Here is a 12,287-nt window from a genome sequence, read left to right on the forward strand (position 1 = left end):
CCGGCCAACCAGCTTCTGACCGCTGGGACTTGCCCCATTTGCCCGCCGACCACGGGTGTCGCAGCGCTACCCTTCGCAGGAAAGGCGGATCTTGCGAACACCCAGCGGCCGGAACAGTGCGGCGCGGACGGGCCGAGCAGAACGGGGAAGAGATCCACTCGTGTCCTTCCCATCCCCCGTCCCGTACTGCCGAGGGATGCCGTGCCGAACTCCGTTGCAGGCAGGCGACCTGGCCTCCGGTCCTGCGCGGTCTCGCCAACGATGGCCGCACGCGTTTCAGCGCGGATGAAATTTTGATGATGTGCGAGGTGGCATGAGGGAAAGCCAGGGGCCAGCGACGGGCGGCGGGGCTTCGGGGCGGCTTCGTATCGACGTACTCGGCCCGGTCTCCGTACGCTGCGGCACGACCTCTCTGGACGCCGGTCCCGTGCGAAGGCAGGCCGTGCTGGTGGCGCTGGTTCTGCGCCGGAGCGGACCGGTCAGCTACGGGCAGCTGCTCGACGACGTATGGGGCACGCACCCGCCGGAAACCGGCCACCGCGTACTTCCCAGCTACGTCTTCGCGTTGCGCAAGGCGCTCGACCCGCAGGGAGCCGGGCCCAAGGCGTCCGTGATCCGCAGCGGTGGCGGCGGATACCGCTTCGTCCTCGACACCCTCGAACTGGACATCGCGGAACTCGACGCACACACCCAGGCGGCGCGACGGGCCAAGGACGCGGGCGACCTGGCCACCGCCACGGACAGATTCACCGCCGCACTCGCCCTGTTTCGCGGAGAACCGCTGGCCGGGCTGCCCGGCCCGTTCGCCCAGGGCGAGCGGCACTTGCTGACAACACGCCGCAGCGCGCTCCAGACAGGAAGACTGGAGTGCCTGGTCGGACTCGGGCGCTCCAGTGACACCCTCGACGAGCTGGCGGCGCTCACCCTGTCCGACCCCCTCAACGAACCTCTGTCCGCGCTGCGCATGCGTGCCCTGTACGCGGTCGAGCGGCAGGACGAGGCACTGAAAGTGTTCGAGGCCATGCGTGTGCGGCTCGCCGACGAACTCGGGGTCAGCCCCGGCAAGCAGATCCGGCGTGTCCACGAGGCGGTCCTGCGACGCGACGACGCGTTCCTCCTCGACCCCGCACCGGCCCGCCCGGCCCGGGCGCGGCGCGTCGTGAACGATCTGCCCGGAGCGGCGGCGCAGCTCACCGGACGCATCGACGAACTGGGCAGGCTCACCGCGCCGTCCCCGTCCGGGTCGGTGTCGGTCGTGACGGTGGACGGCACCGCGGGCGTCGGCAAGACCACGCTCGTCCTCCAGGCCGCCCACCAGCTGCGCAGCGACTACCCGGACGGCAGCCTCTACCTGGACCTGCAGGCATACAGCGAAGACCGCCGGAGCCTCGCCCCGCAACGCGCGCTACGCAGACTGCTGCGGTCCCTGGGGGAACCCAGCGAGGAGGCCAGCGACCTCGACGAGCTCACCGCGGCGTGGCGCACCGCGACGAGTTCGTTGCGGCTTCTGCTGGTGCTGGACGACGCCGCCGGCGCCCGGCAGGTCGGGCCGCTGCTCCCGGCCGGGCCGGGCAGCCTTGTTCTGGTCACCGGCCGCCGCAGGCTGGCAGACCTCGACGCCGACCTCAGGATCACCCTGGAGCCGCTGGAAACAGGCGGCTCCGTGTCGCTCCTGGGGCGGCTCGCGGGGAAGGACCGCGCCGAGCGTGAGCCGGAGGCACTGCACGAACTGGCCCGGCTGTGCGACGGGCTGCCCCTGGCACTGCGGATCGTCGGGGCACGGCTGCAGACCCGGCCCACGTGGACGCTGGCGTACATGGTGGAACGCATGGCCGGTGACGAAGGGCGGCTCGGTGAACTCAGCGCCGGGGACCGCAGTGTGGAAGCCGCGTTCCGTCTCTCCTACGAACAGCTCCCGCCGCCGTTGCGGCACGGATTCCGTGTCCTGGGCATCGCGCCGACGGCCGAGGTCGACCGGCTGGGCACGGCAGCCATGCTGGGCTGCCCGGCCGCTGACGCGGAGGAGGTACTGGAGGGCTTGGTCGACGCCAGTCTGCTCCAGCAGCCGGGCCCGGGCCGCTACCGACTCCACGATCTCGTCAGGACCCACGCCCGGCGGCTCGCCCGCACCATTCCTGCCGAGGAGATCCCGGCGCGCACCGCCGTGCTCCGCCTCTACCTGGACGCGGGCCGCATCGCCAGCGACTGGGGCCCCGACGGATTCCCCACCGGACCGCAGCCGACCGGCACAGCGTTCTCGGACTGGAAGGAGGCGGAGAAGTGGCTGGACGCGGCAGGCGCGGAACTGCCGGACGTCGTGGCCTACGCCGTAGCGCTGGGGGAAACGGATCACGCCTGCTGGATCGCGGAGGCCCTGAGCGACTACCTGCTGCGCCGCGGGCGCTATCACGAGTGCCGTACCGCCCTGGAGACCGCACTCGCCCTTGCGGACGAGGCGACCGACCGCCGGATGGCCGCCGCCCTGCGCAGTTGCATGGGAATGATCGACTTCTATCAGGGGCGGTTCGCAAAGGCCCGCACATGGTTCGCCGCCGCTCTCCGGATCAGCCGCCACGCGGCACAACCCCGTGAAGAGGCCCGTGCCCTCACCGGGCTGGGCGCCACCGACCTGAACTCCGGCCGGGGTGAGGAAGCGGCCGGCCCGTTGGTCACAGCGGTAGCCCTGGCCGAGGCAGAAGGCGACCGCTGGCTCGCCGGACTGTCGCTCGGCACGCTCGGCATGATGTACCACGTACAAGGACACAACGCCGCGGCACTGGACTGCCTCGGCCGCGCCTACCTCCACGCCGAGGCCAGCGACAGACCCCACTTGGTGAGCCGGGCCCTGTGCGGCATCGCGGACGTCCAACTCGCCCTGGGCCGCAATGACGCGGCGAGAGACATGTTCCGCCGCGCCATGGACCTGATCGCACAGGACGACGACGGATTGTTCCAGGCGCTCCTGCTGGCCCGGCTGGGCACAGCGGAGGAAGGCACCGGCGACGCGGACAGCGCCCTCGCCCACCACCATGAGGCACTCGCCCGGCACGACCTGCTCGACTCGTTGGCCGAACCGCAGTACTACCGCCTGGAGATGGACATCCGCTGCCGTCTCGGCCAGACGTACGCAGCGACGGGACGCCGCCGTGAGGCGCGCGAACAGTTCCAAGCCGCCCTCGCCGTACCCGGCGCCGAAGCCCACATCTTCGAACACGCACGGGCCGAAGCAGGGCTGCGCGCCAGCGGGACTGCATGACCTGTGGGAAGCGCGCTCCTGGGAATTCGGGCGCAGAGACAGAGAAACCCGCGCGCCCGGACCGGACGAGTTCATCCTTTCAGGGAGCGGCGAAACGTATCTTGCGGTGGGCGGGGCATGGGCCGGTGTGTGGTGTGGCACGGTCGGGTCATGAGGATGATCAGCTTCGTGGCCGCAGCGGTTGTGGGTGCCGTGCTCGTTGCTGTGCCGGATCAGTGACGCGGCCCTGGCCGGGAAAGTGGACAAGAAGAGCGGGGGGCGCCTGGAGTGCTACGGGGTTGCCCGCAACAGGACCAAGCTGGTCACCATCGTGGTCATCGTGCAGTACGCCCGCCGTACCGCCGATGGGGAGTACGACGCGGGCAGGGGCGAGAAGATCGGTGTCATCACGGCCTACTGCAAGGGCGTCACCAAGTGCCCGAACTGGGTCAACGAGTGAACGGCCCGGGTGAGGAAGGGATCGAGCAGCAGGCCTACATCACGCGGTTCCTTCTCGACTACACCGCGGTACCCCTTGCCGGGGCGACATATCTGCGTGGTGTCCTCCCGGGGCGGGAAGCGGTCCGCATCGTGACCGGCCCAGCCGACGCGACGGCGGCCGGAGAGCTGGTCGCCTACGAGATCCCGCTCACGGACGAGGACGACGAAGCGGTCACAGCCCCTCTGATCCTGGGCTGGACACGAACGCTCGCATCCAGCGCTCTCCCCCACGTGAACACGTCCGTGATGGGCATGGCTCTGGTCCCGGTGGACACCGCCGTCCTCGAAGCCGCCGCCCCGACCCGTACGGACCGGGCGCTGCGCGTGCTGCGGACACTGGCCAGGCCGTATGTCGAGACACCACCGAGCCCCGCCCTCTGCGGCTTCCTCCTCACCGGACAGGACAGCATGCGCCTCTACGTCGCGGTCGAGGAAGCCGGCGGCCTGATCGCGGCCGACGTGCGGCTCACCGGCGCGCTGACAGCCCTGCTGGCCGCACTCCCCGCACTCGTCCACGAGAAGGAACGCTGGGAGAAGGACACGACCGACCCACACTGCGTACACGCCGTCGACCTGACCGCCTGGTGACCGAGCGGCCGTCAGCGCATCACGCCCGCGCGAGTCCGGTCAGTCGAACGCCCGCAACACCATCCGCACAACTCCCGCGGCCCCTCGCCCGATCCACCCGAGCACTCCTGCCTCCACAGCCAGCTCGGCGGCATCCGCGGCCGTGTCCGCCCGGTCCGACTCGGAACGGCACCGCGGGCAGGACCGGGGCCAACGGCGCTTTCGCCCACCGCACTTCTTGCACATCACCATGCCCTCATTCTTCCTTCCCTTCCCGGCGCCGGAGTCTCGTGCCCGGAACTCTCGGATGCGGCCGGCCAGGCTCCAGGCAGACATCAAACCTTTCGGACTGGTCCGCCCAGGACGGCTGTGATCAGCAGGCGGAAGGGACGCCCTGCGGCTGCGACGGCTCACGCGGCCTCCCAGACGCACATCGAAGTCAACCCAGCGGACAAAATGTGCAAAATTGCATAGGACTCAACGGCCTGGCAGCGGCAGGCATGCGAGAACCCGACCGTCACGGCCGAACAAGCGAACGCCCCGCCGGGAGCCGGGGGCGGCTGCCGACGGGGCGTCAGGAAAACGGAACGCTCAGACCACGGTGATGTTCTCCGCCTGCGGGCCCTTCTGGCCCTTCGTGACGTCGAACTGGACCTTCTGGCCCTCCTGGAGCTCGCGGCTCGATCTGCCGCAACGTCAGGTCTGTGCGCCGGTAGGTGACCACCCGCAGCAACAGGTCCCCCAGGCAGAGCCGCCAGGGCCGGCCACACCGGACGTCGCCGCCACAACGGCACACCAAGCACGACCAGCTCGCGGAACTGCGAAGCGTCCAGCCCTGATATCCGTCTGAGCAGTTGCCCGTCGGGACACATCGCGGCAGAAAGCGAGACTCGGGCAGCCCTTGGCGCGCTTCAGCTCCTCAGGCGTTCGGATCCGCTTGAAGGAACTGCACACTCCAGGTGTCCACCACGGGGCTGCGCCGGTAGAAGACGTTCGGCTGCACTGGGTCGCACGTCACCAGGAGAATGTCTCCCTGACCGAGCACAACATTCCGCTGGGCCTGTGTGGAAGAACGTTTGCGATACCGCGTGACCTCCAGCTGCAGCAGGCGCGGCCCTGGAGGCAAAGCGATGAAACGGACCTTTCTGATGCTGGTCCGATCGACCCTGCAGAGCTGGCGCCCACTTTCGGCGACCGACACCAGGCACCACTTGAGTGACATGCTGCGGGGCGGATCACGCAGGTCCACCTGCAACAGCAGCCCGGACCGTCCTCGACGGCGGGCTCTGTGGATCAGATAGCGAGAGCGCCACTTCAATCGGCCGTCGAAGCCGCTGTTCACCCGCACTGCGACGTCCCCCACCCTCGCCTCCCCTCATCGGTGACCCACCAAGTCCCCCAGACGCCCCAGGCTGGCACGGACAGGCGAGATCCAGAAGAGCCACGACCGGCAGAGCGTGACGGATGAAACCTGCCGGAAACCGGCAATGACACGGCCCCACGCTCACGGGAAGACAGCCGGCCTTTGTGTTCCACCTGGGCGACCAGTCGGCGACCGACCGGAGCATCACGGACAGCGACACCATCACGCCACCGCCACCCCGGCCGGAACCGTCCCGGTCTTCTCCTACCGCGGCACACCAGGCAGCCGCCTCACCCTGCACGGCGTCACCGCCCGCGATCCCCCCGCCGGGGTGAAACACCCGGGGCAGGAGTTCCGTCAAGGTCGTCAGCTCCCTTTCCCGGCACTACGAGAAGGGGAAGATCGGCTCGACGACGATACGAGGTAGAGCTCATGGGAGGCCACACCTCGACGCAGATGATCTGACTAAGTTTGTTCTTTATCTACCAGGATCTTCCGGGCTTGCCGATGGCCTTGAGGGTCTCGGGGCGCTTGACGGTTTTGCCGACGTCGTAGCGGGGGCCCGGTGTTTGTTCTTGGCGCCGGGTGGCCGTCCGGGTCCGGCGCCTTGAGGTTTGGGAACGCGGGCCGGGCAGGCGAGATGAGCGCGGATGTTCCTGAACCCTCGGCGGACCCGGGCCGGGGTGAGCCGGCCGGAGGTGGTGGGCTTCTCCCAGGGCCTGCGGAGGTCCGCAGCCAGAGGCCGGGCGAGCCGAAGCTGGGTGTGCGCGACGATCAGGAGCCAGGTCCAGCGGTCTGCGGCGTCAGAAGTACGGAGTTTCGGGGTGGTCCAGCCGAGGGTCTGTTTCGCGAAGCGGAAGGTGTGCTCCAGATCAAAACGACGGAGAAATGCCTGCCAGAAGCGGTCCACGTCATCCGCGGTGGCGCCGGTCTTCGAGGACCACAACCAGACCGGCGGAGCATCCCGGTCCTTCGACAAGTGCTCAACCTTCAGGCGGATCAGCGTCCCTTCGACCAAGGGCAGTTCGCCTTCGTGGTCCAGCCATGAGGACCGGTGGGTGAGCCGGGGGTGGACCCGCTCCCATGCCTGGGTTTCGGCCTTGCCGTAGTTGGGGGTGTCCGTGATCGTGGTGATGGTCGGCTCGGGCAAGGTCTCCGGTTTGGCAAAGCGGAATTCCGGGCCGTGCTTAGGCGGTCGGCCATTGACACCGTGCATCCTCGGTGGCTTCGGCAGGCGCATGACGCGGTCGGACCGGCAGGTCGCGCAGGACCCAGGCCAGACGGGTGACGTCATAGCCCGCGTCACTGACGATCACGATGGCCGGGTCCCCGGCCTTCCACTGGCCAGCGGTGATGAGCCGCTCGACGACGCCTCGCAGTTGGCCGGCCGTGATGGCGGTCGCGTCGTCCACTGGTCCCAGCCGCACCGCATCCAGGATCGCGGTCCAGGACGTGGCGCCCGGCTCCAGCACAGCGACGAAGGAGTAGGGCCAGCCAGGGATGAACTGCGAGGCCGTCTTCGCACGGCCGTAGACATGGCAGAACAGCCGGTCCGCCGAACAAGGCGCGTCCGAACGAAGCCACGGCGAGACATCGACCGCCAGGACCAGGCGTCCGCCGTCGAACCGCGGCAGCGACAGCCCGGCCAGCGCGATACGCAGCTGGTCGGCGTCAATCCTGCCGTGGTTCAGGCCGCCGTACATCGCTTCGTGGCCACGTCGATGCTCGGGCAGCAACGTCAGGTCCACCGGCGTCCTCACCGCCCCGTCCGCACACAGCATCGCGTCCACCAGATCGAACAGCTCGTCGCGTCGCGCGGTAAGACACTCGTAGAACTCGCCCCGGAAGCGTGACGCTTCCGCGAGCGCCTCCCTCCGGACAGCGTCAGGCAGCAGACTCACCCTCACGGCCTTCGTCTTGGTCACGTGCACCTTGGTCGGAGCACAGGATCAAACGAAGGCCGCCCCCACGTCCGGCGAATCTACACGTGAGCCACCTAGTTCGAAGATCATTCGAGCTGATACGCGGCTCCGTCACACTGCCTCGGCGCTGATGACGACGTCAACCGCGCGAGCCCATCCCTGCGGATCGTCAACCGAGACCCGAACCCGCCGCCTACCTGGCTTCCCGAGCAGGGAAGTGGTGAATCGGCTCTCGCCAACGGCATCCCCCACTACGAGCCGACCGTCACTCAGCAGAAGATGCCCGTCGAACACGGTGGTCAGAGGCTCTCTGTCACTTCCGTGGTCATCCCCGTCACCGTGATCGAGAAAGACTCGAACCTTGACCAGCGCAACCTGGGCCCGCACCCGAACGATGAGGTGCGTGTCGCACGCAGCGGCAGGAGCGCCGTCGAGGGCCAACTCAGACGCGACGGCTAGGGATGCCAGACAGACACTGATGAGCTCAGCCCTGCTTCGGCCGCCGTCCGGCGAGATCTGCGACGGATGTCGCAGAGCCGCTTCACGCCGTGTCGGCGCTGGTTGTCTTCAACGAACTGGTAGCGGTTCACCAGCGCGTCTCCGTCGCGAATTACCGGGCCGCCTTGCGGAGGATGTCGCGCTCTTCTTCCAGCTCACGGATCCTCTTCCGGGCAGCGGCCAGCTCCACCTCGACGGCGTCACCACTGGCAGGAACGACGGCCGGCGGCGAGGAGTGGGCGCCGGAACGACGCCCGGATCCGGTTCCGCAGCGTCTCGGTGTTCACTACGAGATCACCGGCCACCGACTTGATCGTCGCTCCCGGCCTGGGCCGGTACAACGCGACCGCGCCCGCCTTGAACTCGGCCGGGCAATGCTTCATCCGCACGGGGACTCCGTTCTCCTGGACCATCAAGATCCAAGTCTCTTCGGTGTCCTAAACCCAGGGTCAAGGCCCATCCCCTTGCGGGACAGGACTTAGGACAGAAAGGTTAATTCGCCTAGATCAAACGCCCTCTCAGTGCCGGGATCGGTCCTGTATGACGACCGGGGGCGAGATGGAGCCCGGGCCGATGGCGTTCACGACACGAGTTCCACACGCAAGGGGCGGGCCGCAACGTCGCTGCGGGCAGCGGGAGTTCATCGAGCCGCGGACACCGGGCCCCACCCCGGGGACCGCGGCCCGCCGTCTTCGTGAAGGAGAGCGACCGGTGACCGCGTCGTACCGGCTGATCCACGCGGAGAAGGCGATCTATCCGGTCACGATGCTGTGCCGGGTGCTGCACGTGACCCGCTCCTCCTACTACGCCTGGCGCGAGGGCGAGGCCGCCCGCCAGGCGGCCGACGACGCGCTCGCGCACGAGATCACCATGCTGCACATCGCTTCCCGCAAGACGTACGGCGCCCCGCCCATCCACGCCGAGCTGCGGTGTCCGGGGCGGCGAGTGAACCGCGAGCGCATCGCCCGCGTCATGCGCGAGCGCCCTTTCATGCCCAGGATTGCAAAGGGCTGGGTTCGCGGGTGTGGGCTCCGGGAACCGGCGGTGCCCGTAGTGCGGTCGGACGGAACGCCTGCGTTCCGGGCAGGATCAGGCACCAGTAGCGGTCAGGTTGGCCTGTCAGGCGGTTGATGACCAGGCTCCGAACTCTGGCGGCGTCTCCCGCCGCTGCCCGCCCGTCTTGAACCGGCAGGTCACGCTGCGATGGAGACGATGTCGGCGTCCGGGAACCTTGAGAGGATCTGACGCCCCCGTGGTGAGGCTGCAGGCCCGGGTTCGGCATGGATCTCCCGCACGGTCAGCCTTCGCCGCGCATGCTCCGAGTCACGAAACGTGACCCTCTCTATAGGCTGACGGGGTGGCGAACACCAGAAAGACCCAGGCAGCGGACACCAGCGCCGAGTCCCACGGACATGAGCTGCAGGCGTTCGCGGTGCAGCTGCGGCAGATGAACGGCGAGATCAACCGAATCGCGCACACATTCACCGCCGATCAGGGCCTGCACGCCACTGACGTCCAGGCGCTTGCCGCAATCCTGGATTCGGAGACGCCCCTGACGCCGGGCCGCCTGCGTGAACACCTTGGCCTCACCTCGGGGGCGGTCACCGCATGCATCGACCGGCTGGAGAAGGCCGGGCATATCCGCAGAGCCCGGGAGAGTCACGACCGTCGCGTGGTGCACCTGCACTACCTTCCGCATGCCCGGTCGGCGGCTCGCCACCACTTCATGCCGCTCGCTCAGGCCACCGCCCGCGCACAGAGCCGGTTCAGCAGCGACGAGCTCGCAACGGTGCTGCGTTTCGTGGAGACACTGAACGCCGAACTGGGTCAGCTACGTCAAGAACGCTGACCCACTCTCCGCCTGCAATGCCGCAAACCTCAGCCTACGGCTACGGGTATGCCGAGAGCAGCTGTGGGTCCAGCCGTAAGGCGGGTATCTTAACGGTTGAGATAGTCTCCCATCGAGGTACTCTCATCTTCTCACCAGGAGTGCAATGTTCAACTCCACGCGGCTTGTGCGGTGGTTTGCGCCCGTGATCCTGCTCGTGGCCTGGGTCGGAATCGGCGGGATACTCGGCCCATACGCAGGCAAGCTCGGTGAGGTCGCAACCAATGACCAGGCGGCCTTCCTACCGCAGAACGCTGAGTCCACCAAGGTCATCGACGCGCAGAAGGCCTTTCGTCAGGACGAGACTCTCCCCGCCATCGTCGTCTGGACCACTGTGGACGGCAGCGAAGTAACCGTCGGCCAGCGCGAATCCGCAACCAGAGCGCTGGCTTCGCTCGAAGGTGTGCCCGGAACCCAGGGCGTCGCAACTGCGGCTTTCCCGTCGAAGGACGGCCGGGCCCTGCAGGGAGTGGTGCAACTGCGCCCCAACCTCGGCGACCGGCTTCCCGTCGCACTGGAACAGGTCGGCAAGGCGGCAGAGCAGGTGCCCGGCACGTCCGTGCAGATTGCCGGACCAGCGGCCAGTCAGGCAGATTTGTCAGGCGCGTTCGCGGGAATCGACGGTCTGCTTCTCGGCGTCGCTCTTGCGACGGTTCTTATCATCCTGCTCCTGGTGTACCGCAGCCTCATCCTTCCGCTCGTCATCATCATCAGCGCCGTCTTCGCGCTCGGACTGGCGTGCGGCGTGGTGTACATGCTGGCGGATCGGGACATGGTACGAGTCGACGGGCAGGTACAGGGGATTCTCTCCATCCTCGTGATCGGCGCCGCGACGGACTACGCGCTGCTTCTCTCAGCCCGCTTCCGAGAAGAGCTGGAGCGCCACGAGCACCGTGTGACGGCCATACGGTCAGCAGTACGAGAATCAGCGGGGCCCATCGTGGCAAGCGCCGCCACCGTCGCCCTGGGCCTGATCGCACTGCTGCTCAGCGACCTGACCAACAACCGCGCGCTGGGGCCGGTCGGAGCCATCGGCATCGTGTGTGCCGTCCTCACCACTCTCACTTTCCTCCCCGCGGCCCTCGTACTGCTCGGCCGCAGCGCCTACTGGCCGACTCGCCCGAAGCCGACCGGAGCCGCTGAGGAGAACAGCCGCGGTCACGGAATATGGCTCAGGATCTCGGCTCTGGTTGATCGCGCTCCCCGCAAGGTATGGGGCTTCACCCTCGCAGGGCTGCTCGCTTGTGCTGCGTTCGCGCCGACCCTCGAATCCAAGGGGGTCCCGCTCGACGAACTCTTCGTCAACGATGCACCGTCCGTCGCCGCGCAGACAGTGCTGGGAAAACACTTTCCCGGGGGTTCGGGCAACCCGGCAGTTGTCATCGCCAACGCCGACACAGTTGATCGCGTGGCTTCGGCGGCTGCTGGAACCACCGGCGTAGTGACAGCGCTACCAGTGACCGCTTCCGGCAAGCCCGGCATCGGGGCACCCCAGGTGGCCGATGGCAAGATCCGCATCAACGCAACGCTGGAAGCCCCGGCGGACAGCGACGCGGCCAAGGAGACCATCGCCCGTCTACGCGAAGCCGTGCACGCGGTCCCCGGATCCGACTCCTTGGTCGGGGGCTACACGGCCCAGCAGTACGACACGCAGCAGACCGCCGAACGCGACCGCACGCTGATCGTGCCCGTAGTTCTGGGGATCATCCTGGTCATTCTCGTGGGGCTGCTCCGCTCCCTGCTTATGCCGGTTCTCCTCGTGGCGACCGTGGCGCTGAACTACCTGGCGACACTCGGCATCGCTTCCCTCGTCTTCCGGGGCGTCTTCGGCTTCTCCGGAACCGACGCCTCGGTGCCGCTCTACGGATTCGTTTTCCTTGTGGCACTCGGTGTGGACTACAACATCTTCCTCATGTCGCGTGTGCGCGAGGAATCACTGAAGCACGGCCCGCGCGAAGGGGTGCTACGCGGCCTGACAGCCACCGGAGGCGTCATCACATCCGCCGGCGTCGTTCTTGCCGCCACGTTCGCAGCCCTCGGTGTCATCCCGCTGGCCTTTCTCGTCCAGATCGCGTTCATCGTCGCCTTCGGCGTACTGCTGGACACCCTCGTCGTCAGGTCCCTCCTCGTGCCCGCGCTGGTCCGGGACATCGGCCCGAAGGCCTGGTGGCCGGGAGCCCTGAGCCACCGACCGCAGGGGAGGAACTGAAGGACGAGCCGACAGTCACTGCACGCGAGCAGCCCGGCAACACCGGTACCGCCGCCGTGCCGACGTCCGGTATGCGAGAACCGCCCGGTGACCACCCGCCGCAC

The 12,287-nt window shown here is 68.0% G+C and carries 8 protein-coding genes and 3 pseudogenes; 6 read left to right on the top strand and 5 right to left on the bottom strand.

All coding sequences use genetic code 11. The features are described 5' to 3' along the window. Positions 1-427: 427 nt before the first annotated feature. From OG251_RS04560 to OG251_RS04570, 3 genes are all read left to right on the top strand, one after another. Positions 428-3,256 carry an AfsR/SARP family transcriptional regulator gene (locus OG251_RS04560; protein ID WP_326675825.1) on the top strand — a complete coding sequence of 943 codons (2,829 nt, stop codon included), beginning with the start codon at positions 428-430 and terminating at the stop codon, positions 3,254-3,256. Between the two features lie 187 nt (positions 3,257-3,443). Further along, the gene (locus tag OG251_RS04565) at positions 3,444-3,695 is read left to right on the top strand and encodes a hypothetical protein (RefSeq protein WP_326675826.1); all 252 of its coding nucleotides are present in this window, start codon (positions 3,444-3,446) and stop codon (positions 3,693-3,695) included. Next, positions 3,692-4,324 (top strand): hypothetical protein, encoded by a 633-nt coding sequence (locus OG251_RS04570; RefSeq protein WP_326675827.1) that lies wholly within the window; start codon positions 3,692-3,694, stop codon positions 4,322-4,324. The genes OG251_RS04565 and OG251_RS04570 overlap by 4 nt, the downstream gene beginning before the upstream one ends. Before the next feature lie 570 nt (positions 4,325-4,894). Here the strand turns inward: OG251_RS04570 and OG251_RS04575 are convergent. From OG251_RS04575 to OG251_RS04595, 4 genes and pseudogenes are all read right to left on the bottom strand, one after another. Beyond that, positions 4,895-4,981 (bottom strand): annotated as a pseudogene (locus tag OG251_RS04575) (cold-shock protein); the annotation flags it as partial. Between the two features lie 241 nt (positions 4,982-5,222). Beyond that, positions 5,223-5,666, bottom strand: coding sequence for a hypothetical protein (locus OG251_RS04585; protein WP_326675829.1), 444 nt, complete (start codon positions 5,664-5,666; stop codon positions 5,223-5,225). 482 nt (positions 5,667-6,148) lie between these two features. After that, positions 6,149-7,567: pseudogene (locus OG251_RS04590) on the bottom strand (NF041680 family putative transposase). 719 nt (positions 7,568-8,286) lie between these two features. Continuing rightward, a complete protein-coding gene (locus tag OG251_RS04595) occupies positions 8,287-8,475 on the bottom strand; it encodes a transposase (RefSeq protein WP_326675830.1) in 189 nt (62 codons plus the stop codon). A gap of 322 nt (positions 8,476-8,797) precedes the next feature. On the opposite strand from OG251_RS04595, the gene OG251_RS04600 reads away from it, so the two are divergent. Then, positions 8,798-9,217: an IS3 family transposase gene (locus tag OG251_RS04600; protein ID WP_326675831.1), complete on the top strand. Its 420-nt coding sequence runs from the start codon at positions 8,798-8,800 to the stop codon at positions 9,215-9,217. 71 nt (positions 9,218-9,288) lie between these two features. Here the strand turns inward: OG251_RS04600 and OG251_RS44950 are convergent. After that, positions 9,289-9,471, bottom strand: a pseudogene (locus tag OG251_RS44950) (hypothetical protein); the annotation flags it as partial. Here OG251_RS44950 and OG251_RS04605 point away from each other — a divergent pair. Both OG251_RS04605 and OG251_RS04610 read left to right on the top strand, forming a co-directional pair. Then, positions 9,444-9,935: a MarR family winged helix-turn-helix transcriptional regulator gene (locus OG251_RS04605; RefSeq protein WP_326675832.1), complete on the top strand. Its 492-nt coding sequence runs from the start codon at positions 9,444-9,446 to the stop codon at positions 9,933-9,935. The pseudogene OG251_RS44950 and the gene OG251_RS04605 sit on opposite strands and share 28 nt — an antisense overlap. Before the next feature lie 145 nt (positions 9,936-10,080). Next, entirely contained in the window at positions 10,081-12,183 is a 2,103-nt protein-coding gene (locus tag OG251_RS04610) for an MMPL family transporter (RefSeq protein WP_326675833.1), read from the top strand. Positions 12,184-12,287: the final 104 nt, after the last annotated feature.

The organism is Streptomyces sp. NBC_01237, assembly GCF_035917275.1.
Lineage (GTDB): Bacteria > Actinomycetota > Actinomycetes > Streptomycetales > Streptomycetaceae > Streptomyces.

What these genes read in the sequence shown, in the direction of transcription:
- OG251_RS04610 (WP_326675833.1), top strand. Translation starts at nt 10,081, where the DNA reads ATGTTCAACTCCACGCGGCTTGTGCGGTGGTTTGCGCCCGTGATCCTG.